Origin of the sequence: Nonlabens sp., assembly GCF_047636915.1 — a bacterium.
Lineage (GTDB): Bacteria > Bacteroidota > Bacteroidia > Flavobacteriales > Flavobacteriaceae > Nonlabens.
On record NZ_JBLIGN010000040.1, the window covers coordinates 1 to 24,127 of the forward strand.

Sequence of the window (24,127 nt, forward strand, 5' to 3'; positions counted from 1 at the left end):
GAATCTGATTTTTGGGGAATTAGCTCATTTGGCTAGAGCGCTACGCTGGCAGTGTAGAGGTAACCGGTTCGATCCCGGTATTCTCCACCATAGATTATCAAAGTGCTCCAACAAAACAGCCCGCTCATTTTGAGCGGGCTGTTTGCTTAAGTATACGCCACGGATGTCGCTTTTCTAAAAATTTATACTTGGCCGCAGCTCAGCACAGGCTTTTTTCTTAATCAAGGGAAAATTTCAACCCTAATACCGATAGCTATCGAAAGTAGGATTAAAAGTTTTAAATCTTAAGGGGTAAAAATGGGCAAGGAAAAACTAAAACGGGCTTAGCTATCTGTTATGGATATATGTATCTTTAGTTTACGCCTGCGCATTTTGTGGTGCTCATTGAGAACATAGCATTCCTGGAGCTGCATTTTGTGGGTTGGAACAACTAGGTCCTTCATATCTTGCGCATGAAACACAGTTAGGGTCGTCTTTTAACGCCGCTTTCATTTCAAAGCTGTCGCAAGTGTAACTCGTACTTACTTTTACTGCATGAACTTTACAAGTGTCATCTCCCATTAAATTATCGCAGTTTACACAACTATTTCCCATTCTTATAGACATGACTTTTGTATTATAGAATGAGATAAAAATTTAGAATTATCTGTTTTAAGAATCAAACTAAATATTTGATCTGTATATGTTTATACTGTTTAAAAATAAAATGGGTTTGTCATTTCTAATAAACCCATCTCTCATCAAACTACATCTAAAATCATTAAAATCTAAAAACCCCAACTTAAAGCTAAATGCTTGGTGGCTACAATGAAACAACTAACCTTCATCTACTTTTATATTTCACGTTTTATAAAAATATAAAGAGTGTACATCGATTTCTACACCAAAAACCTCTTCGATAGTTTTCTATATCTCTTGAATTCTTGAATCAGAAAATTCCAATACCTCACCTGTGTCTATCAAGATTATATGGTCGTGTTTACCATCAAAAAAAAGATTTTTCATAATGAGCTACACTATTGCTGAATTAATGCTTGCGAACTAAACGGGATGCTATTAAAATATCCAAGGTGTTATACAAGGTAGCCCAACTCACTCGGTAATTTTTATCTACCATTTTAAAAAAAGCGTCCTACAAGTGTATGATTCACTTAAAAAACTATACTGGAGAAGGCACTTATGTAGTCGTTTCTCTTTTAAACCCTAAAGGAGCATATAAAGAAACCCTGTATGTGCAGGTAACTGATAGCGAGTGGTATAGTGAAATCACTCCATGGTGGCAGTTTTACGGTAAGCATCGTCCCAATATAGAGGCTATCTCTGGAGCGACTATAAGTGGTCGCGAGGCCGCCATCCCTGTATTACAAATACCTAAAGTAAAAATTGACAAAGGCTACAGCATTAGATTTGAAACCGCAGTAGAAGACCAAGAAAACTACGCGACAGATTTGCAATTTGAACTTACTACAGCACATCTAGAAGGAAAAAAGAAGAGTCTGTCTTTATACGTTACGTGCGATTAATGCCTCAGTAATCTACCTTCTATGACACTTTCATTATGGAGATACAGTCACTTACTGTTAGCTCTTTCTTCCTCTTTATTTTTAATTATCGCATCCGTTCCCGATGTTATACTCGCTTGTGAACCGATTTCAAACACCCTACAAGGTCACAGCGTTGTAGACCTAAAGAGGTTTCTGTTGAAACGACTATTCATCAATTGAGAGAAGAACATGACGAGGTCGCTTTAAAATCTCATTGAATAATCAGGACCTATTAGTACCTCAATATTCTGGAGGGATCATCAGTGAAACCAACCACCCTTTTACAGCTTTTCTGTCGCACAGGAACTTACAGTTACATATGGGTAAGGCTAACTTTCTTTGGTCAATTATTTTGCTCATTGCGAGTGCCAGCATTTTATTTTTCATCTCTTCGCGATTTGCTATTCAAATGGATGCCGTCTTGCACCAACAGGAAAACTTTATTCCCTTACTGCCCTTAGAAAAAATCAGGTCGAAGTATGGAGATATTATTCATATTCTAACAACTGGTGCTCAAAGGAATCTTACGTACTCTATTGCAAAAATAGGAAGTGAAATTTTGCTTAGCATTAAAAGGCAATTATGGAGTTTGCTCTTCGTTCTTAAGTAAGTTAGAAAAAGGAAATCAGGTGACTGCCTCTATTAAAAGAAACAAAAAGTTTCATTTACCTAGTGAAAAAGCGCCTGTAATTATGATTGCAAATGGGACTGGAATTGCTTCATTTATAGCGATGATAGGAAAAAACAAAAACAGCACCTTATTCTGGGGTGGACGTTCAAAAGGCAGTTTTGATTTGTACCAACCTTTCACAGAAAAGGCTCCTTTACTTCATATACACCTAGCAATTTCTAGAGAGCAACAAAAGCGATACGTACAAGATAAAATCTGGGACCAAAGAATTGCAATAGCTTATGCTCTAGAAAAAGGCGAGCATTTGATGATTTACGGTTCTATATCAATGATGAATAGTGTTTTAGATACACTGGAGAAAATTGCTGATCGTAAGTTACCAATACCATTAAACCATTTTGAACAACAAGTACAGGTCCTAACAGTCTGTTATTAAATTATAAATTTATGTGCCATAGAATAAGAATAGTAGCCAAAAATAAACAAGGGCAGCTCTCTTACTGTTCTGGATGTACTGTCTATAAACTAACTTTTAATAACTTAAGTTTAGAATTGTACCCTGATCAACTCAACAAATTAAAAGACTATGTAAATACTATTGAAATTGAATACAGGGAAATAAAGCACGAGCGTATGGTTATGAAGAGAAAAATACCCCTTCCTTCCACTCAAAAAAATCTTACTATGATGTTTGATAAACATGAAATTGTTCTCCTTAAATTACTTCTTAATCAACAAACTGTAAAACCTATGGAGATGCTCGGTATTAGCGATATAGATTACACCTTGTTTTTAAATTAAAAAAAAGCAAGAAAAATAAGTTGTAAAGCGATCTGTACCATCACTCTAAAAAATGCCATCAGTGAAACCTTGTCCCTCTTTTCCAGCGTCTTTCTATCAGAAAAGCACAAAGGATGCCCGAATCAAACAAAGGACTCTTTTCACTTGAATGGAGTTTGTTGTTATTAAAAGTACAAATCCCTATAAATAAATTTAAATATTTATTCAAATAAGCTTTAACTCCTATTGTAACAAACTATATTTGCATCCCGCATCAATAAATGAATGGCATAGCCATTTTACTTGTTGCATTTCCTTATTCTAAATAAAGAAAAATCTTATAAAAAAGAGTCCTACATATTGTTATATTGGACTATTAGAAAAAGCTGAGGAGCTCCATCCTTGGCTTTTTTGTTTTAAAAAACATTGCCTTTTATACCATCTAGTGCTTCAGTAAAATCTGTCCTCACCAATCAAGACGTAGGGCTTTTATTTTATGTTGATTTTAATGCGCTTTACATCAATACTTACTCTGTTTTTTGAAATCTACACGTGCAAATAGTTAAACAGATAACAGCTTCTAGCGTTATCATACAATAGGAATAAACTAATTCTCCTCATAACTACTATTAAGAGTAAAAACTACAAAGTACCGTATAAAACAAAATGCTTTTATCAAATCCGACAAAGGACTTTTTTAGTATTTAGGATTACATAAAAGACTTAAAAACACATGTTGCAATTATTAGATACTGCGTCACAAACGATTTGTTGATGAATCATCAAAACGGGCATTTTGCTTTTACTGAAAAAGGTGAAATGTCAATGAAAGATGTTCAACGGAGTAAATATTGCATACTAGTTAAATAAGAATTTAAGCAATTAATACTTTATGACTTAGACCACTCGCAAACTTTATAGTTTTCGAGCATATCAAGCCGCCCTATTTATGAATTCAAAAAATTAACCATACACTGGACTGCTTCTCTTAAATGCAAAGGTAATTGTTCGTGATGCCATGGATGTGAAGCTCCCAGCGTATGGTTGGCTTCCCTGATGAGTTTTAATTGTGAGTTGAAGCTGGCTTTGTGCAGCTTTTGAGCATCGCTTACTACAACTGTTTCATCATTTTCTCCATGCAGAATCAAGTGGGGTTGTTTGATCTTTTGAGCTTGTTTAAGAATGGTTAATTCTTCTTCATTTTGCAGGAAATCTTTATAGAATTGATAGAAAAGAGGCATTTCTTGCTTGGTACGGCCATTTTTGATATACATCACTCCTTTTTCCTTCCATTCTTTTAACGCTTCACCTATGGGAAAACGCTCTGCATAATTAGCTACTCCAGCAAGTGTAATGAGCTTTGAAACTCTTGGCTCTTTTGCTGTTACTATGGTGGTAATTCCTCCGGCTCTGGAATGCCCTATTAGGTTGATTTGATAACGATCTACGGGCAACTCTGAGTTTTCTATCCAATCCAAAACCCTGATGGTATCTCTTACCTCTATACTGTAATTATTGTTTCCAAAAGCATCGAGATCTGGAAAATCAATAGGCTGTTCCACCGTACCACCATTGTGCGAGTAATTAAATTTTATAAATAGAAATCCCGCTTTCGCGAAAGCGGAACTCATCAAATTCCAAGCGCCCCAATCTTTATAGCCTTTATAGCCATGACAAAAAACAACCACTGGCAAAGGCTTGATGGTTTCTTGATGTTCATAATCCAATAAAATAGCGCGGTCGTTTTCTCCTTTTAAAATAATATTGCTACTGGTGATCATACTGGTTTTTCTGTAAGGTGAATTTCTTTGTTGAATAATTCTTGAATCAAAGCAAAAAGAACCTGTTCAAAATTTTGCAGCACTTCAACATCGATCATTTTTTCTTGATACGATCTTCCTGCTTTAAAAGCAAAAGGAATATAGCCTTGATCAAAATTCTTAAAACTGATGATTCCAGCACTCGCTTCTGTAAATGGTTCGTTAAGGCTATATAAATAGGTGTACATCAACACTTGAAAGGCTTTTGCCTTTTTATAATCGCCACTTAGGATATTAAAATCTTCTGGATCAATTCCTACATTTCCTTTGTCGGTCGCTCCAGATTTATAATCTATAATGCGCAGTTTACCATCGAGCTGATCGATGCGATCTACCATTCCATGGATTTTTACTTTCCCTATTTGCGGGATTTTGATTTCGGCTTCGAGTTTGCGTTCTACACTTTTAATAATGAGCTCGCAACCACTTTGAACAAGGTCTAAATCACTTTGCACCATCTTCTTGATGTAGTGTAAAGAAACCTCGTAAATGATCTTATTCTTACCTACTGGATCTGACGTAGATATATATTCTTTTTGATAAGCCACTTCTAATTCTGGTAGCATTTGCTTTTTGATTTGATCAAAATCTGCTTTGATCAAAATCCTACCTACATAGGGTTGGTACAATTTATCCAGCGCTTCATGAATAATAGAGCCCATTGTATTTGCAGCAATATTCTCTTCCACATCTTCCATATCTGAAACGCGTAAAATTTTACTCGCGTAAAAATCAATAGGATTGCGCACATAACTGGTCAATGCAGAAGGGCTGAAACCACTAACAGCAATTTGTTGTAATCGCTCAAAGTAGGAGGACTCTTTCTTAATAACCATCAGCTCTTCTTTTACAGCACTGTTTTTAAAAATGTAATGCTTGTGTGAAATAATGTGATGGGAGTTTGCATCTGTTTCCAGCTGCGTTAAGAACCTACTCTTCTCACCACCACCTAATGTATCCCCTTCTGTATTATAAATAAAAGCCGCTTTTTCAACACGGTGCAGCAGTCTGTAAAAGTGATAGGCGTACACGCTGTCTTTCTCCGAATAGGTAGGCAATTCAAACTGATGTTTCATATCATTTGAAATATAAGAAGCCGTAGACTTTCCGGCAGGTAGGATGCCTTCATTTACGGACAACATGATGATATTCTTGTAATCTAACGCTCTAGTTTCTAACAGTCCCATGATTTGAAGACCCCGAATGGGTTCTCCTATAAAATCCAAGTTTTTGAGGGGCACCAACTGTTTGTATAAATAAGCAACCGTTTTTAAATCTTTAATCTCTTGATTGTTATCAATTATAGTCGCTAGGTTTTGAACCACCTCTGTAATTCCCAATAGCTGTTCTATTTCTAACCTCCTATTATCTTCTTTAAATAATTTGCCTTTGAGTTCTTCAAGAACGTATTGAATCAGATCTATCAAACCACCTACATGTTGAATAGGGCTGCTAATTCTATGAATAACCTGCTGCTTTGTTATTTCATTAAAGCTAAATGGAGCGATGTAAATCAGGTTATTTTCTCTAATAAATTTGACTAGAGCACGGGAATTATCCTCTATTAAAATATAGGCAAAGGAAGATTCTAAAATATTCACCATGCCTTTGTAATAGAACCCATCTTCTGTTGCTTCGGTATGGAGCTTTATAATATCATAAATAAATGCCGACAGCGGCAACTGGTCTAGAGACAATCCCATAGTCACATTAAAGTGCTGGATGTTTTTTGGAATGGCATCTAACAAGGGTAAAAGCAAACGTTCATCTGCGAGAATTACAGCCGTTTCTTGCAGCTCTTCTTGTGGGATTTGTTCCATCAATTGCGCGGCAACTTGAATCATACTTAAGTTACCAGCCGCACTATGAATGTCTATATTTTTACTAGTCTGGTATTGTGTGCCGTAGAGTTTTAAGTCCTTCTTCTCATAATACTTCCATTCCTTTTTAAATTTACGTATAAACTTCCCAGATTCGTGAAATGGTAAATCGATGAGATAGGTGTCTATGTCCCAATAGACCTCTCCTTTTTCTTCTTCTAATAGCTTCTGTATAATTTTTGCCTCAGCAGTATTGAGCGCGTTTAAGCCCAAGAATACGGTCTTTTCTTTAAGATCTGAAATAAAGGATACTTGCTCTGCTTTTGCAAAAGCTAACCGATAAGCCATTCCTTGATAAACGGTTTCATTTTCTAGACATAATTTTTGAAATGCATCGTAATACAAATGCAGTTTTTTCCAGAATCTAAGGTATTTAGAAACCATTAACGTGGGATTCTGGTTCAATGCCCAATGGTCCATTTCTTTAACACTACCTAGGTAATTGAAAAACTGCTGTGGATCTACAAGATACCGATCCATCTCATTAAAGTCCTTGAGAATGGTAGTAGCCCAACCGATAAACTCATCAAAAGTGTCTAGATCCTTCCCCTTTTCAACGCTTTTATAAGCCTTATAAAATAGTGGCAAAAGATCGAGATCGTTTAGAATTTCTACCTCAGCAAGTTGCTCTATGTATTCTTCTACGCTGTATATCTTTGGTAAAAAAATAGGCGTCTCCAGACGTTGTGCAATATGCCTACTAAGGAAAATCCCAACCCTTCTGGACGGGACCACATAAGTGACCGCCGTAGTATCTATTTGACTCTTCTCGAGATCGGCTAAGGTGTTTTCTAAAAATGAATTCATCTGGTTAAGGTAATTAATATGCTCATTTTAAACAGGTAATTTACATCAGTTTTATAAAAGAATGCAGATCTCTGCGCAGTTAGAATATGAAGCTTAACTGTCACTCCTTCTCCTTATTGAATTTACCTAGTTACACGTTGGATCTACCAGAATAAAATATTCATATATGCTTCCCGATTCAACACTTTAACTCGCTAATAAGGAAACTCAGCACCGGTATTTTACATAAAAGGAATCCTTTGTATACTTTGGCTTCATTCCGTAGAAATGGTATTATATATTTTACTTCTTCAGGAAAAGCGACTGGAATCTGCCTATGTTTCCCAGTAAATTCAGATCATAACTTGCGTTACATACGGTTTGCTTGTATGGTGCCAATAACATTTAAATGTCCCGTGAAACTAGCTTCAAAAAAAAGTCCATTTGCAGTTGCAAATGGACTTTTTAAACATTGGGTTAATTTGTTGTTTTATCTTTTTGTGATTGAAAACTCAGATCTACGAGACAACTCATACTCTGCATCTGTACATTTTTTAGAATTGCAGTCTACTATTGGATTTGCTTCTCCACGACCTGTAGCCTTTAATCTAGAACTTTCAATTCCTTGAGATGCTGCGTACTGAATGATGCTATTAGCACGTTCATCTGTAAGTGCTAAGTTGTAAGAATCAAGGCCTCTAGTATCTGCATAAGTTTCTGCAAGAACTTCAAGAGTAGGATACTTTTTCATCAATGCAACTAATCTATCTAATTCAAGAGCAGCGTCTGGACGTATATTAGATTTATCAAGGTCAAAATAAATTTTGTTCAAGATAATTTTATCTTCTACAATTACAGGCTCTGGAGTCAGCATTACTTCTACCATAGCTGTTTCTACTTCAGTCACAGATAAAGTAGCTTCACCACTTTCATATGCGTCTTTTGCACCGCGTGCTGTCAGATCTAAATTGCAGTCTGTAGTAAATACAGCGATACCATTTGTGTCTGTAGTCTGTCCTGGCATGCTATTTCCAGAAGCGTTTTGAAGGGATACAATAGCTCCTGGAATAGCCATTCCTGTTTTAACATCTATTGCTTTTACAGTAACAACCACTTCACATATTTTAATTCTTTCTACTCCATAAACATCATCTCCACCTTGTCCTCCTTTGCGGTTAGAAGAAAAGTATCCTTTACCAGTTGCTTCAGAATAACTAAATCCGAAATCGTCTAAAGAACTATTTACCGGAGCTCCCATGTTAGTTACTTTTCCATCTTTATATTTAAAAACATCCAATCCACCTAGACCTAGATGCCCATTACTTGAGAAATAAAGAGTACCGTCATCGGCCATATAAGGGAACGAATCATCTCCCGAAGTATTTACTACGGGTCCTAAGTTTACTGGGTTTGATATTTTGCCATCATTGAGAACTGCTTTATAGAGGTCCGTACCACCTTGTCCACCTGGTGCTTCACTTGCAAAGTAGATCGCTTTTCCATCTTTTGTGATAGAGGGATGGCCTACACCATATTCCTTAGACTCTAATGAAGTAATTGCTACATCTCTCCACTCTCCACCTGCATTTAAGGCTCTATATATAGTTAATTTACTTTCTCCATCAATAGCTTTTTCATAATCTCCTTTATAGTAATCTACACGAGTAAAAAACATGTATTTCCCGTCGGGAGTAATATCCATAGTTCCTTCGTGGAACTTTGTATTTACTTCTCCTTTAATGAGCTCTGGTTTTCCAACTACTCCTGCATCGTCTACAACTGCCTCATAAATGTCCAAGTAAGGTTCTTTATTCCATCCATACTTACCTCTATTTTCATTACGTGCACTTGAAAAATAAAGTTTATCCCCTACTTGTAATGCCGAGAAATCACTTGCTTCCGTATTGAATTTATAGGATGTAGTTGTAAAACCTTCCTTCATTAATTGTATCTCTTGTATATAATTAGGATGGGCCTTAAATTCTAAGGCACGATCATCTGCAGGCTTTAAACTTACGAATTGATTCATTACCGCGTAGGACAGGTCATACTTCTGAGAAGCTTTTAAAGACTGAGCATATCGGTAAAGAGTTTCTGCCTGAGGATCGCGTTTTACAGCTCTCGCATAATTTGTTTCGGCATTTTTAAAATCGCTGTTATAAAAATAGGAGTTGCCTAGTTTTGTATAAACATCTTGAGTCCTTATTCCTTTTATAAGAAGCTTTTCATAAGCCTTTGCCGCGTCTACATAACGCCGTTGCTCATAGAGTTTATCAGCCTTTGCAGTTTTATCGTTTTGTGCTTGCGCAGTCATTGCAACACCAACGAATAAAATTAAAAGTATATATAGTTTTTTCATGTTTGTATTCTTTGCTGTTTTTGGAATTAGAAGAAACGTGGTGATTGCATCACTTTGCGTGGAAAAGCAAGACCGAAAGTTATAAACACTTCGTGAGAACTATTTGCAACAACTGATATGTCAGAAATAACACGATCATAAGCATATCCTACTTTAATGTTATCGGTAATGTTCATTCCTATCAATCCACTGAAGGAATCTTCTAGACGGTAAGAAACTCCTATTTCAAACTTATTGTTAAACAATACGTTAGTGTTTAGATCAAAACTTACAGGAGCATCAAAGGCTCCCTTTACTAAAACGTTTGGCTTCAATTTGATGTTATCGGCGACGTCAAACACGTATCCACCAGTTAAGAAGTAGTGCTGCGTTTCTGAACCTAAACTTGTTCCAGACTGATTTTCATTTTCATCTAGATGAACCGCATTAAGCAGATTGGGAACTGATGCTCCAACGTACCAATTAGACCCATATAGAAATGCTCCAGCCCCAACATTGAAATAATTTTCACTGATTTGATCTGAAAACACATTATCATTAGGAACGGTAGTTCGTATGGTAGCAAGATTAACATCGTGAAACGTCATTCCTATCTTCATACCTAAAGCCAGCGTAGTTTTCTCTCCTACTGGTAATCTATATGAAAAATCTCCATAAGCGTTAGTCTCGCTTACGGGACCTACGTTATCTGAGATAACAGAAAAACCTACTCCTAGCCTGTCTCCTATCGATGTGCTACCAGAAAGGGTGATAGTTTCTGGGGCTCCATTGATTCCGGACCATTGCTGCCTATAAAGAGCGGTAATGTTCGTTCCATCTTGAGTTCCTGCGTAAGCTGGATTAATAACGTTTTGATTGTACATGTACTGTGTGTACTGAGGGTCCTGTTGCGCCCGCACTACACTAGTGGCGGAGATCGAGATAATTAGACCCATTGCAAGTAATTTTTTCATTCTCACAAATTTGGTTTTAAGGTTGTGTTCATAATTTTAGATTTCTAAATATAGTACGATTTTATTAATCACCATTCATTTCTTTGCTGTAATTATGCTTTTACTAAAGCCGTTCAGTAAAAAAACCTAGAAATTTTTAATCATATCCTATAAAATCTTGAATGGTGAAGATATAAAAAATTTACACCACTCCTGTTTAACAATTCCTTAATAGACGAATCGGTGCGTTTTAGGGTCAAATTACCTACTAGTTGCGCCTGAATATAGCAAAAACAGGGAAATGATCACTATAGCCACCTTTATAGGTACGGCCTACAAAAGTCCTTGCTGGCTGTCCTCGATATTTTCCCTTCCATTGTCTTAACATGATGTCATCAAAAATATCGGCTTTGTGAAAATATAAAGAATCTATCACATCGTTATGAAGGCTCTGACTGATCATCACCTGATCAAAAAGATTCCATTTAAAGTTATGGTTTAAAGAGCCTCGATGAAAATTCTTTAGGGAAGCCGTTGTGTTATCAAAACCGTAGGGTAAAATCCCCTTTTTGATACTGTCATTCTCTGGATCATCATTAAAATCCCCCATAATAATGATATGGTGTGCTTCTTTTATCGAAAGACTGTTGACCACACGTTTATTCTCTGGATCTTTCTTATCGATATATTGCACTAGTTGACTAGCGACTTCAACTCTTTTTGAGTCTGTTGTTGTTGCGCCATCGCGGCGAGATGGCCAGTGATTTACATAAATATGAACTGGTGTTCCCGCTAAAATTCCTTCTACATATAAAATATCTCTTGTGGTGTCGCGCACACCTTCTTCATTTTCCAAATGGATGTTTAACGGCTCTGAATGGACCAACTTAAAAACTGTCTTATCATATATAAAAGCAACATCTATGCCTCTTTCATCTGGACTATCATAATGTATAAAATCATAATTACTATGCGCAAGTTTAGGCTGCTGTATTAAATCGCTAAGAACTTTTTTGTTTTCTACTTCTGCGAGACCAATTATCGATGGTAATTTACCTGTAGATCCAAAACCTATTTTGCTAATAGCGTCACTAATTCTAGAAAGCTTTTTTTGATACCTATTTTCTGTCCAGTTTTTACAACCGAATTCTGTAAAATCTTCATTTAAATATACATGAGGGTCGTTAACCACATCAAAAAGATTTTCTACATTATAAAAAGCAACCGTATATTGCTCAAAAGACTGTGAAGGGATAGACAATTTAAAAAATTTAGTTCCCAAATGTAAGGCATACCCAAGGTTTTTAAAATGAAAAAGAGGGAATAACCCTCTGTACTGAACCCGAATGACTGAAAATGTTTATATCCCTTGTGATTTACTTGTTTATTGTATCTAATATATTTAGTCTTTCGCTACAAATCGATACATCGCTATTACTTTGAATTAAAACTGCTATTTCCTATACACTTTGTTATTTTTCTTAAAAATCTATCCCATTAGAAATCGAGCCATTATGGCGTCCTGCATTCATCGCTTATTGCGAAGTCTCCTAGTTTCGAAATAAAAACAATTCTTTTGTTTATGGATGTATTTGATTTATTCCTGCTTTTTTTAAGGTTTTTTAAAACTTTCTTTAATACAATTCTAAAGTGCCTCATGTTTTGATAGGCTAATGTGTCAACACTAGATTTATAACATTCTTTTCAATCCTATATTTTGTAACTTACAACCCCAACTTTACGAGTGATTTATACTAAAAGCATTAAATAAATTAAAAAACCGATTCGTTATTCCTTTTATAAATTTTCACCTCTGTTATATCTTTTCCTAGAATCCCCTACGCCATAAAATCAAACCTCTAAAAGCTTTTCATCCCAGAACCTCTTTATTATTAAAATGCTTTTAAACAGGACTTCTTATTTCAAAACAGGCCGTAATAATATCAATAAGCAAATTGACTTTATAACTATACGTATTAATAATAAGGATGATAGTTACCCTAAAAATAGTGACTTAAATTTACTTGAGATTTCTTTAGCATAAACATACCTTTTGATTACCTAAGCAGACTAACTTTTGCTATCATTGATATTTAAAAGTAAACTAGTCACACCCTAAATCAATTATACTCTGCACATCGGCGTTTGGAAAACAATTGCCTGACTTAACAGAATTTGGAACGTAGCGCAGTAACTCTGCATCATAAAGACTGTTCTCTAAAAAGAAAACCAGATCTGAAATTTCTGCTTCTGTAAGATCAATCGCTCCCATTTCTGAAGCCAAGTTAAAAGAAGCATTTTGGTCTTGTAGAGAGGAATTATTTTTATAGCGAACAACTTCTTCTATACTACTAAAAGTGGAGCCGTGACCATAAAACCTCGCATCACGTAAGTTGTATAAAGTCGGCGTTTTGAATTTATAATCGTCCGAAACGTTTCCTGTAAAACCACCGCGACCTTTTTTAACCATATCAAATTTTGCATCATCTAAGACCACTGCATCATTAGAACCGTCAAAATGTCCAAAGCCAAAAGCATGAAATTCGTGATCTTTTAAAGCTGGCCCAGTATGACAACTTATACATTGCCCCTTATCTGTAAATATTATCGCACCTTTTTTCTCTCGTTCAGAAAGCGCCTCGTAGTTTCCTTTTAAATAATCTTGCCACGGTGATCTATTTGCAAGTAGCGTCCTGTTAAAAGCAGCTATAGCTAGAGCGGCATTTAATGCTGTGTAGCGATTGGACTCATTTACATCTGCAAAAGCCTTATTGAAAAGCCATCGGTACCCATTATTAATTATAAAATCTTCATCTATTTTAAGCCTATGGATCGACTGACCTAATAAGCCTTGAGTTTCAACACCCTGAAAACCTAAATTATTCTCAACAACTTCTGTGATAGCCCATCTAGATTCTGTTCCAAAATTAGGGCCAGTTGCCCCTAAACTACCATTCCATAACGCGGTTTCCTGATAAGCTACATGTAGCAATGTAGGTGGACGTACTGGTTGTAAATCAACAGAATCAATAGGTATATTCAAATCAATTTGTCTCCCTTCTCCCACAAAACCAAAACCAGTTCCACCTTCACCTATTCCTTGACTGCGACCAGAATAAAAACTGGATGCGGCTGGATGACAAGTTGCACAAGAATAGGTCTCTTCCATCTGACTCATTTTAGGATCACTGCCAGCGGCAGTTTCGTGCAATAACAACTTCCCTAAAGCAACCTTATAAGTGTTCAATGGATTCAATGGATCTTGAGGTATGGAAGTGAAATCATCGCTGTCTGGCAATATGAAAAAGCTCTTTCCTTGTCCGTTTGCATTTTGTTCTAACAATTCCTCAAGGCGTATATCCAGTTCTGTTCTTACCAATTCATAATCATCGGTTTCTGCACAGGCAACTAAGAGAATAAACGCTGAACTTACTAGATATAAATATTTTGTTATCATCTGCAATTGCTAAATTAATAAAAATTTCAAGACTGGAATGCTTTTTTGGTGTTTTGCAAAATGAAGAGCTAGTACCTTTGCCTCATGGATTATTTACATTATCATTTTAAAAATCATCAAAAACCTGTTTTACTATTTATTCATGGCTTTTTAGGAAGTATGAACCAATGGAATTATTTAGAAGGAGAACTCACTACCCAATTTTCTGTTTTAAAAATCGATCTTCCTGGTCACGGCAGTAGCCTAGAATTCTCTCAGAACTATACACTTACTGATTTGGTTTTAATAATCGAACAAATCCTCAAAATAGAGAAGATAGATCGTGTCCATATAATAGGTCATAGTATGGGTGGTTATTTAGGTGCCGCTTTTGCAAAAGAAAGACCTCAACTGACCATATCGCTTACCATGCTCAATAGCATTGCTGGTAAAGATTCTAGACAAAGAAAATTGCTGCGCAACCGATCGATCCAACTCATTGAAAAACATCAAGAAGCCTATGTAAGTATGGCAATAGCAAACTTATTTACAGCTGACGAACAGAATGTTTTCAAGTCAAGAATTAAAGAAATGAAGGATCAGGCGAATCATATTTCTATTAAAAGTATCGTACAAGCTTTGGAATGTATGCGTGATAGAGAAAGTTCTCTGGAAACTTTGAAAGATTCAAGGATGCCTATCTCTTACATATACGGATGGAAAGACCATATTATTCTCCCAAATCAAATTATACTAGAGCGTGATTTTTTAGAAGTTGAGGATAAAAAAATTGATAGTGGTCACATGTCATTAGTAACAAACGTTGCAGATATTCTAAAAAATCTGCGCTTTATCGAGTAATTGTATTTTTGGCGAAATTTGTTAACAAGTTTTATATTAGTTTCTTAATTAAAATATAAATTAGTTCTCAAATATCAAGATAATGCGTAAAAATTATTCCTTAAAAGCTGCCTGCTGCAGTATTATAGGACACAATTATCGAATTTCACATGTAGTAAATACACGTGTCTATGAATTGTGTTGTTCTAAATGCGGAAAACAAATGACAAATAATATTTACGGAGAATTAGTACCTCTGAACGATCGTTATTCACAAATTAATCGAACACTTAATGAAATGGCTCGCAAGAGACTAAAAGCAAAAGCTCTCCATTTATATGCCCAAAGCATATAGCTTTTCTGATATTTAAGTCTTTTCCTCTACGTTATAATTTTCAAAACGACAGACCAACTCCCTTTCTAAAGTATGTTGTCAACATATCATTCATAAACTGAATTACGTAAACAACTTTTTAAAATTAAATAGGCTTTTTTTTATTCTTTAAAACTATTCCATCCCATAGCTTTAATAGGAACTTGCTGTCCATCCCGCGTAACTAGATTTATCCCAAGAGAAGCATCTACGACGTGACCTATAACAGACAAACTAGGATTTGCTTTTATCTTGGGAAAGTCTTCTTGCTTTACCGTAAACAATAACTCATAATCCTCACCACCACTTAAGGCAATAGTAGTGCTGTCCAGATTAAACTCCTCACAAGCAGTTATAACCGTCGGATCTAAGGGAATTTTATCTTCGTAAATAGTTATACCTACCTCACTGTGTTTACACAAATGAATGATTTCAGAACTCAATCCATCAGATAGATCGATCATACTCGTGGGGTGTACCTCAAGATCTTGTAATAGTTTGATAATATCTTTTCTAGCCTCTGGCTTCAATTGTCTTTCTAACAAATAACTATAGGCCTCAATATCTGGTTGGCTTTGAGGGTTTGCCTTAAAAACAGCTTTCTCTCTTTCTAAAATTTGAAGCCCCATATATGCCGCACCTATATCACCTGATACTACTAATAAATCCCCATCGCTGGCTCCTTTCCTACGCACAATTTTATCAGCATCTTGCTCTCCAATTGCAGTAACAGATATGACCAAACCACTTCTAGAAGCAGTTGTATCGCCACCTATTAAATCCACTCCATAAGCTTTACAAGCCATATGAATTCCTTCATAGAGTTCATTTACCGCTTCTACAGGAAATCTATTAGACATTGCAATAGAGACTGTTACCTGAGTAGCTTTTGCGTTCATGGCATACACATCTGATAAATTTACCATTATCGCTTTATAGCCCAGATGCCTTAATGGAGCATAGCTCAGGTCAAAGTGAATTCCTTCTACCAGCATATCTGTCGTTATAACAATTGATTTAGTGTGCTTCAACACAGCTGCATCGTCCCCTATTCCAGTAACTGTTGAATGATTGGAGATCTCAAAGTTCTTAGTTATATGATCTATAAGACCGAATTCACCTAGGCTTTCTATCGGAGTACGTTGTGGGCTTTTATCTTCTATCATTTTGTAAAATTACAACTTAGGCAAGAACGACAGTACAAATGCAACCTATTCTTTATTAAAATATATTCTATAAGCAGTTTAAATATCACTATATAAGAATATCATAGCTGTTTCATCTTTACCATTATTAGTATCGTATATTTGAAATTATTTTAAACAAGCCATTTTAAGTATGATAAGTGTATCAGAAACTGCAAAAGCTAAGCTTACTCAATTAATGAGTGAAGAGGGCTATATGATAGGCAAAGACTTTGTACGCGTAGGTGTAAAAAGTGGTGGTTGTAGCGGCCTTTCTTACGATTTAATTTTTGACAAAGAAAGCGCAGATACGGACAAAGTATTTGAAACAAATGATGTGAAAATAGCCGTAGATAAAAAAAGCTTTCTTTACCTAGTAGGCACCACGTTAGAATTTAGTGGTGGGTTAAACGGCAAAGGATTTGTTTTTAATAATCCCAACGCACAGAGAACTTGTGGTTGTGGAGAATCTTTTTCACTGTAAAAAGATAGGTATAATTCTGCTTTTGCGAAAGTGGAGATAAAAGAAAAATATGTCAAAATATACAGAAGAACAGTTAGAAAAGGAGCTTAAGAACAAAGAGTATGAGTACGGCTTTTACACAGATATGAAGTCAGATACCATACCTGTGGGTCTAAGTGAAGAAGTGATCCGCATAATTTCGGGAAAGAAAAACGAGCCAGAATGGATGCTAGAATGGAGGCTTGAAGCTTACCGTATTTTTATGGGTATGAAAGAGCCAGAATGGGGAAATGTAACTTATGAAAAGCCTGACCTGCAAGCTATTTCGTATTATTCTGCTCCTAGCTCTAAACCTAAATACGACAGTCTAGACGAGGTAGATCCAGAATTGTTAGAGACTTTTAAAAAATTAGGTATTTCCATTGACGAACAAAAGAAACTTTCAGGAGTTGCAATGGACGTTGTTATTGACTCCGTATCTGTAGCAACGAGTTTTAAAAAGTCCCTAGGTGAAAAAGGAATTATTTTTTGTCCTATTTCCGAGGCTATCCAAGAACATCCTGAGTTAGTAAAGAAATATTTAGGAACTGTAATCCCGCAAAATGATAATTATTATGCCGCGCTAAATAGTGCTGTATTTTCTGATGGCTCTTTTTGTTACATTCCCAAGGGGGTAAAATGCCCCATGGAACTCTCTACGTATTTCCGTATCAATGAAGGAGGAACAGGACAGTTTGAAAGAACTCTTGTAATCGCAGATGAAGGTAGTTATGTTTCTTACCTAGAAGGTTGTACCGCACCTAGTCGTGACGAGAACCAGTTGCACGCCGCTTGTGTAGAATTAGTTGCCCTTGATGATGCAGAAATTAAATATTCTACAGTTCAAAATTGGTACCCAGGAAATGCTGAGGGAAAAGGAGGTGTCTTTAACTTTGTTACGAAGCGTGCTATTTGCGAGAAAAACGCAAAAGTCTCTTGGACACAAGTAGAAACAGGTAGCGCCGTAACTTGGAAATACCCAAGCTGTATTCTAAAAGGTGATAACTCTGTAGGGGAATTTTATTCCATCGCAGTAACTAATAATTACCAACAAGCAGATACTGGAACTAAAATGATTCACTTGGGTAAAAACACCAAGTCTACCATTATATCAAAAGGAATAAGTGCTGGAAAATCTCAAAACTCTTATAGGGGTCTTGTAAAAATTGGCTCTAGAGCAACAAATGCGCGCAACTTCTCACAATGTGATAGTTTATTGATGGGCAATGAATGCGGTGCACATACATTTCCATATATTGAAAATAGCAACAGTACTTCAAAGGTAGAACACGAAGCGACCACAAGTAAAATAGGTGAAGACCAACTTTTTTACTGCAACCAGCGTGGTATCAACACAGAAAAAGCAATTGCTCTTATAGTTAATGGCTTTTCTAAAGAAGTATTGAATAATTTACCCATGGAATTTGCCGTAGAGGCACAAAAACTTTTGGAAATAAGTTTAGAAGGATCTGTAGGTTAAAAAAGCAACTGTACCATTTAATACCATAAATATGAAGCGATTCATTGTTATAAGTTTTTTAGCCTTAACTATGGTTTCTTGCAAAAACGATAAGGAATCTAAAGAGGAAACTGCGATCATAAATAAAATAAAAGAAGACGTTCTTCCTGAAGGACAGCAACTTTTAAGAGGTGAATTCATTTACCTATCTGATGCCGCTGTGCTCACCACTAGAAACGAAATCTATGCCGTTCAAATCGATAAAAAGATGCATGAACTGGATGAAGTAGCGAAGGCGTTGAAAAAAACCGAATTTGATATGGTTCATGTGGTTATACATGGCAGTCTAAGTGCTAATCCATTAAAAGAAAAACTAGGTGAAGGATGGGATCAAATGGTAACAGTTACTAAAATTATAGAAGTAAGTCCAGCAACAAGTGCAAACGTGATTACGACTGGAAAAACAATAGATATTAAAGACGTTAAATAACAGCTATGTTACAAATAAAAGACCTTACAGCAACTATTGAAGGAAAAGAAATCCTCAATGGAATCAATCTTGAGGTAAAAGCAGGAGAAGTACACGCAATTATGGGACCTAACGGTTCTGGTAAATCCACACTTGCAAATATTATTGCAGGTCGTGACGAATATGAAGTAACTGGAGGAGAAATTACTCTAGAAGGAGAAAACATTGGAGAGTTGGATCCAGAAGAAAGAGCCCACAGGGGTATTTTTCTTTCTTTTCAATATCCCGTAGAAATTCCTGGAGTATCAGTTACTAATTTTATGAAAACCGCTATCAATGAAACCCGCAAAGCTCAGGGGAAAGATGACATGACCGCAAAAGACATGTTAAAATTGATACGTGAAAAGTCTGAAATGCTAGAAATTGACCGTAAATTTCTTTCTCGTTCTTTGAATGAAGGATTTTCTGGGGGAGAAAAGAAACGTAACGAAATATTCCAGATGGCAATGTTAGAGCCTAAACTGGCTATTCTTGATGAAACAGATTCGGGACTCGATATCGATGCCTTGCGCATCGTTGCAAATGGTGTAAATAAACTGAGAACTAAAAATAACGCTACTATTGTTATTACTCACTACCAGCGACTTCTAGAATATATCGTTCCAGACTTTGTACATGTTTTGTATAATGGTCGCATCGTGAAGTCTGGTGGCAAAGAACTTGCATTAGAACTAGAAAAACGCGGTTACGACTGGGTCAAAGAAGAAGTAGAAGCTTAAACAAATTGCTTTAGAATTACTAAAGCTAACTAAATTGCTTTTATTTTTCACTAATGAACCTTTAAGTTCGCTTTTGCGAAAGCGATAAAAAAAATAACTATGAGTTTTAAAGACCATATCCTTTCTTCTTTTATTGCCCTAGAAAATGAAGTCGATACCAATAGCTACGTACATAATTTGCGCAGTGAAGCATTGACAGATTTTGAACATCTAGGAATTCCACAACGCAGAGAAGAAGCCTATAAGTACACCTCCCTAAAGTCCTTATTCAACAAAGATTACAGCCTTTTTCCTAAAAAAGAGACTGATATTTCTTACGGAGATATTAAAAAGTACTTGGTACATCAAATCGATGCCTATCGCATTATTTTTATAGATGGTATCTACAGTTCCCATCTTTCACAAACGACTCATGATAAGTTTGACGTTTGTTTGATGTCCAGTACATTGAATGACCCTAAATATGCGCCTGTAATAGAAAACTATTACAATAAACTCGCTGCTAAAAACGGCCTCACTTCTTTGAACACCGCTTTTGCGAAAGAAGGCGCCTACATTCATATAGATAAAAATATCGCGGTAGAAAAGCCTATCGAGATTGTTTATTTCTCTACTGGTAATGAAGCCGAATTAATGATACAACCTCGCAACCTTGTTGTTGTAGGAGAAAATGCTCAGGTGCAAATTATTGAAAGACATCAAAGTCTTAACGATAATGCTGTACTGACAAACAGCGTTACAGAAATTTATGCTGATAAACGTTCCCTAGTAGACTGGTATAAAATCCAGAACGACCGTTTGAGTGCTTCATTAATTGATCATACTTTTGTAGAGCAAAAAGACAATTCTGAAGTACGTGTTCATACCTTCTCTTTCGGTGGTAAATTGACTCGTAATAATTTGAACTTTTATCAACGTGGACAGCATTGTAACTCTGTTCTTAATGGTGTTACAATTATACAAGGAAAACAACATGTAGATCATTCTACTCTTGTGCATCACACCGCTCCAAATTGTGAAAGCTTTCAAGAATACAAACAAATTTTTGACGAACGCGCCGTTGGTGTATTTCACGGTAAAGTACTCGTGGATAGAATAGCTCAAAAAATCAATGCGTACCAGCAAAATAACAATATATTAGTAAGCGATACATCTACCATCAACGCAAAACCTCAATTAGAGATTTTTGCAGATGATGTAAAATGTTCTCATGGTTGTACTATTGGCCAGCTAGATGACGAAGCCTTATTTTATATGAGAGCTCGAGGAATCCCTAAAAAGGAAGCTCGTGCTTTATTGATGTTTGCTTTTGCAAACAGCGTATTAGAAACCGTAAAAATTCCTGAAATTAAATCTCGCATTACAAAGCTTATTGCAAATAAGCTAGGGGTTGAAATTGGATTTGATTTGTAAAAACAAATAATAATTTATATAAAATACCTTGTCTTTCTCTTGACAAGGTATTTTTTTTTATTTCAATCAAGTCAACCATTGACATTTGAATAAACTACTCGTTTGTAAAATAGAATGAGCCCTGAAAAATTCACCTAACATTCTAGGTTTTGCACCAACGTCAAAGAATTGGAGATTAAATGATGGGAATGAAAAGGCAACCTGACCCGTTTTAAACCTAAGTCATCGACTACCGATTTTTGATTTTACTTCTTTACTCAATTGCAGAGCCAAAAGTTATAAATCGCGAAAGGCAACAGCAAATACCGAACCGGATCAAAATACCTAACCAAATTCAGAATGGATTCTATGAGATTAACAGCAACCCATACAGAAGCATATAAATATTAAAAATAAAACCGCAGGAAAATATTTTTGTTGCCATCAAATTTAGAAAATTACTTATAGGTGGAATAATTCCTACAAAAAATGAACTCCTATAGGCGTTTTGTTTCCAACCGCAAATTATAATTACCCTGCTTAAATAGACTTATGCGTTATACCTGCAACAGTATGCAACAGAAGTGAAGGGTCTTCAAATAAGAGTTCATAATGAATGATTTCAAGACAAAAGAAAACGCAATTAGGCCTTTAATAACTAGCACCGATTTAACATTGTCTTCACGCCTAGATCGTACCTTTGCACTATGCTAGATATTAATAAAATAAGAGCCGACTTTCCTATTCTCAAACGCGAGGTGAATGGACGTCCATTAATTTACTTTGATAATGCCGCAACTTCTCAAAAGCCTATTCAGGTTATTGAAAAGATCGTGGAATATTACACACATTACAATGCAAACATTCACCGCGGTGTTCACTCCTTGAGTCAAGAGGCAACCGATCATTTTGAAGGTGCTCGAGAAAAAGTAAGAGCCTTTTTCAATATTCCTCAGTGTAAACAAGTGATTTTTACATCGGGAAATACGCACTCTATTAATGCCGTCGCAAGTGGAGCACATGTGTTTGTCAATAAAGGAGATGAAGTTATCGTTAGTGCTGTAGAGCACCATTCCAATATCGTACCATGGCAAATGCTTTGTGAACGAGTAGGAGCAACTTTAAAAGTTATTCCTGTGTTAGATAATGGAACGTTAGATATGGATAGCTATCACCAACTGTTGAATCCTAAAACAGCTTTTGTGGTCGTAAATCATATCTCTAATGCTTTAGGGGTTACTAATCCTATAAAAGAAATCATTGCCGCAGCTCATAGACATGGAGCGATGACCCTTATAGATGGAGCGCAATCTTGCGCCCATATGAAAGTAGATGTTCAAGCTATTGATGCCGATTTCTACACCATTTCTGGTCATAAAATGTGCGGCCCCACAGGAATAGGAGTTCTTTATGGAAAAGAAGAAGCCTTAAATAGTCTACCGCCTTATCAAGGTGGAGGAGAGATGATTGATCAAGTAAGTTTTGAAAAAACAACTTATGCAGGATTACCCCATAAATTTGAAGCTGGAACACCTAACATCGCTGGTGGGATCGCTCTAGGGGCAGCTGTTGATTACCTCAACGAAATAGGTATGGAGAATATCGCTGCCTATGAAAATGAACTACTTATTTACGCAACAGAACAGATAAAAACTATTCCAGGCGCAAAAATTTACGGTGACGTAACTGACAAAGCTGCGGTTATTAGCTTTAATGTGGCGAGCCTGCATCCTTATGATATAGGTACCATAATAGATAAATTAGGCGTTGCTGTAAGGACAGGCCATCATTGTGCACAACCAGTTATGGACCGATTTGAAATTCCCGGGACCGTAAGGGCCAGCTTTGCTTTTTACAATACCAAAGAAGAAATAGATGTTATGGTACAGGCTTTGCAGCGTGCTGTAAATATGTTATCTTAACTTTGAAATTAATAAAATAGAAAAGGATGAGACTTAGGAGGGTATTATTTGTCTTAATAGCTATAGCAATAACCAGTAGTTGCAAAGAAATGGGGGAAATAAGTGGGGATTATGATATCACGATAGTAGGAACTAAGGACTATTCTGAACATGATATTACCCTAAAAATAGAAACTGGAGATAAAAATACGATTTCAGGGAACTCAGCTTGCAATCAGTACTCTGGAAGCTTTACTAACCCTAAAGAGAACCTTATAGAAATAGGAATGCTTATGGGAACAAAAATGTATTGCATGGACGTTGCCGAAGTTGAAGCAGACTATAAAAAACACTTGTCGCAAGTAGCTTCTGTAGAAGTTACTGATACAGGTATTAACCTTTTGAATAAGGCAGGAAATATAATTATAGTAGCGATTAAAAAAGATATGAAATAATGGCGAGTATTCAAGAAATTCAAGAAGAAATTGTAGACGAGTTTTCCATGTTTGACGACTGGATGCAGCGTTACGAGTACATGATAGATCTAGGTAAAAGCCTTCCGCTCATTGACGAAAGCTTGAAAACCGATGACCGCATCATCAAGGGTTGCCAGTCTAAAGTATGGGTAAATGCAGAGTTGAAAAGTAATACAATCGCTTTCACTGCAGACAGTGATGCTATTATTACTAAAGGTATAATTGCCATTCTCATAAGAGCTTGGTCGGGTCAAAAACCTGCTGACATTATCGCAGCAAATCTCAGTTTTATAGATGAGATAGGACTTAAAGAACATCTTTCTCCTACTCGAGCAAATGGACTCGTTTCCATGATCAAACAATTAAAAATGTATGCCATTGCATACCAAACTCAAATCAACTAAGATGGAAGAAATCAACGGACAAGAAATAGGAGAAAAGGTCGTAAAAGTCTTGAAGAGTATTTACGATCCAGAGATACCAGTAGATATTTATGAACTGGGATTGATCTACGACGTTATGGTAAGCAGCGACGGTGACGTGAAAATTCTGATGACACTTACTTCGCCTAATTGCCCTGTGGC

21 protein-coding genes, 1 tRNA gene and 1 pseudogene are annotated in these 24,127 nt (G+C 36.1%); 14 read left to right on the forward strand and 9 right to left on the reverse strand.

Annotated elements, in window-relative coordinates:
* The first annotated feature begins 13 nt into the window (after positions 1-13).
* A tRNA-Ala gene (locus tag ACJAT0_RS07665) sits at positions 14-90 on the forward strand.
* A gap of 291 nt (positions 91-381) precedes the next feature.
* Here the strand turns inward: ACJAT0_RS07665 and ACJAT0_RS07670 are convergent.
* Together ACJAT0_RS07670 and ACJAT0_RS07675 are read right to left on the reverse strand one after the other, a co-directional pair.
* On the reverse strand, positions 382-606 hold the full coding sequence (locus ACJAT0_RS07670) for a hypothetical protein (RefSeq protein ID WP_415181196.1): 225 nt from the start codon (positions 604-606) through the stop codon (positions 382-384).
* A gap of 234 nt (positions 607-840) precedes the next feature.
* Positions 841-1,126 (reverse strand): annotated as a pseudogene (locus ACJAT0_RS07675) (Fur family transcriptional regulator); the annotation flags it as partial.
* Positions 1,127-1,142: 16 nt separating this feature from the next.
* Here ACJAT0_RS07675 and ACJAT0_RS07680 point away from each other — a divergent pair.
* The 3 genes from ACJAT0_RS07680 (at position 1,143) to ACJAT0_RS07690 (ending at position 2,976) form a co-directional block, all read left to right on the forward strand.
* Entirely contained in the window at positions 1,143-1,523 is a 381-nt protein-coding gene (locus ACJAT0_RS07680) for a DUF2271 domain-containing protein (RefSeq protein WP_415181197.1), read from the forward strand.
* A gap of 572 nt (positions 1,524-2,095) precedes the next feature.
* Positions 2,096-2,611 (forward strand): hypothetical protein, encoded by a 516-nt coding sequence (locus ACJAT0_RS07685; protein WP_374004175.1) that lies wholly within the window; start codon positions 2,096-2,098, stop codon positions 2,609-2,611.
* A gap of 11 nt (positions 2,612-2,622) precedes the next feature.
* Positions 2,623-2,976 carry a DUF6686 family protein gene (locus ACJAT0_RS07690; protein ID WP_415181198.1) on the forward strand — a complete coding sequence of 118 codons (354 nt, stop codon included), beginning with the start codon at positions 2,623-2,625 and terminating at the stop codon, positions 2,974-2,976.
* A gap of 926 nt (positions 2,977-3,902) precedes the next feature.
* Here the strand turns inward: ACJAT0_RS07690 and ACJAT0_RS07695 are convergent.
* The 6 genes from ACJAT0_RS07695 to ACJAT0_RS07720 form a co-directional block, all read right to left on the reverse strand.
* Positions 3,903-4,736 carry an alpha/beta hydrolase family protein gene (locus ACJAT0_RS07695; RefSeq protein ID WP_415181199.1) on the reverse strand — a complete coding sequence of 278 codons (834 nt, stop codon included), beginning with the start codon at positions 4,734-4,736 and terminating at the stop codon, positions 3,903-3,905.
* Positions 4,733-7,462 (reverse strand): PD-(D/E)XK nuclease family protein, encoded by a 2,730-nt coding sequence (locus ACJAT0_RS07700; protein ID WP_374004172.1) that lies wholly within the window; start codon positions 7,460-7,462, stop codon positions 4,733-4,735. Before ACJAT0_RS07700 ends, ACJAT0_RS07695 begins: the two co-directional genes overlap by 4 nt.
* A gap of 469 nt (positions 7,463-7,931) precedes the next feature.
* Entirely contained in the window at positions 7,932-9,800 is a 1,869-nt protein-coding gene (locus ACJAT0_RS07705) for an OmpA family protein (RefSeq protein WP_415181200.1), read from the reverse strand.
* 26 nt (positions 9,801-9,826) lie between these two features.
* Positions 9,827-10,753, reverse strand: a complete 927-nt coding sequence (locus tag ACJAT0_RS07710) for a type IX secretion system membrane protein PorP/SprF (protein WP_374004170.1) — start codon at positions 10,751-10,753, stop codon at positions 9,827-9,829.
* A gap of 247 nt (positions 10,754-11,000) precedes the next feature.
* Positions 11,001-11,993 carry an endonuclease/exonuclease/phosphatase gene (locus tag ACJAT0_RS07715; protein ID WP_415181201.1) on the reverse strand — a complete coding sequence of 331 codons (993 nt, stop codon included), beginning with the start codon at positions 11,991-11,993 and terminating at the stop codon, positions 11,001-11,003.
* Between the two features lie 843 nt (positions 11,994-12,836).
* The gene (locus ACJAT0_RS07720) at positions 12,837-14,189 is read right to left on the reverse strand and encodes a cytochrome-c peroxidase (protein WP_415181202.1); all 1,353 of its coding nucleotides are present in this window, start codon (positions 14,187-14,189) and stop codon (positions 12,837-12,839) included.
* An 84-nt stretch (positions 14,190-14,273) separates the two neighbouring features.
* Between ACJAT0_RS07720 and ACJAT0_RS07725 the strand changes: the two genes are divergently transcribed.
* A complete protein-coding gene (locus ACJAT0_RS07725) occupies positions 14,274-15,029 on the forward strand; it encodes an alpha/beta hydrolase (protein ID WP_415181203.1) in 756 nt (251 codons plus the stop codon).
* 474 nt (positions 15,030-15,503) lie between these two features.
* On the opposite strand, the gene thiL is transcribed toward ACJAT0_RS07725, so the two are convergent.
* Positions 15,504-16,547 (reverse strand): thiamine-phosphate kinase, encoded by a 1,044-nt coding sequence (thiL, locus tag ACJAT0_RS07730; RefSeq protein WP_415181204.1) that lies wholly within the window; start codon positions 16,545-16,547, stop codon positions 15,504-15,506.
* A gap of 172 nt (positions 16,548-16,719) precedes the next feature.
* Here thiL and ACJAT0_RS07735 point away from each other — a divergent pair, with 172 nt between their 5' ends.
* From ACJAT0_RS07735 to ACJAT0_RS07775, 9 genes are all read left to right on the forward strand, one after another.
* Positions 16,720-17,049, forward strand: a complete 330-nt coding sequence (locus tag ACJAT0_RS07735) for a HesB/IscA family protein (RefSeq protein ID WP_415181205.1) — start codon at positions 16,720-16,722, stop codon at positions 17,047-17,049.
* A 49-nt stretch (positions 17,050-17,098) separates the two neighbouring features.
* Positions 17,099-18,547, forward strand: coding sequence for a Fe-S cluster assembly protein SufB (gene sufB, locus ACJAT0_RS07740; RefSeq protein ID WP_415181206.1), 1,449 nt, complete (start codon positions 17,099-17,101; stop codon positions 18,545-18,547).
* A 31-nt stretch (positions 18,548-18,578) separates the two neighbouring features.
* The gene (locus ACJAT0_RS07745; RefSeq protein ID WP_415181207.1) at positions 18,579-19,016 is read left to right on the forward strand and encodes a component of SufBCD complex; all 438 of its coding nucleotides are present in this window, start codon (positions 18,579-18,581) and stop codon (positions 19,014-19,016) included.
* Between the two features lie 5 nt (positions 19,017-19,021).
* Positions 19,022-19,774: a Fe-S cluster assembly ATPase SufC gene (sufC, locus tag ACJAT0_RS07750; protein WP_415181208.1), complete on the forward strand. Its 753-nt coding sequence runs from the start codon at positions 19,022-19,024 to the stop codon at positions 19,772-19,774.
* Positions 19,775-19,873: 99 nt separating this feature from the next.
* A complete protein-coding gene (gene sufD, locus ACJAT0_RS07755; protein WP_374004161.1) occupies positions 19,874-21,187 on the forward strand; it encodes a Fe-S cluster assembly protein SufD in 1,314 nt (437 codons plus the stop codon).
* A 686-nt stretch (positions 21,188-21,873) separates the two neighbouring features.
* Complete coding sequence (locus ACJAT0_RS07760) at positions 21,874-23,088, forward strand: aminotransferase class V-fold PLP-dependent enzyme (protein ID WP_415181209.1); 1,215 nt, start codon at positions 21,874-21,876, stop codon at positions 23,086-23,088.
* Positions 23,089-23,114: 26 nt separating this feature from the next.
* Positions 23,115-23,522, forward strand: coding sequence for an META domain-containing protein (locus ACJAT0_RS07765; RefSeq protein WP_415181210.1), 408 nt, complete (start codon positions 23,115-23,117; stop codon positions 23,520-23,522).
* Positions 23,522-23,947 (forward strand): SufE family protein, encoded by a 426-nt coding sequence (locus ACJAT0_RS07770; protein WP_374004158.1) that lies wholly within the window; start codon positions 23,522-23,524, stop codon positions 23,945-23,947. The genes ACJAT0_RS07765 and ACJAT0_RS07770 overlap by 1 nt, the downstream gene beginning before the upstream one ends.
* A gap of 1 nt (position 23,948) precedes the next feature.
* A partial coding sequence (locus ACJAT0_RS07775) for an iron-sulfur cluster assembly protein (RefSeq protein ID WP_415181211.1) occupies positions 23,949-24,127 on the forward strand: 179 nt, incomplete at its 3' end.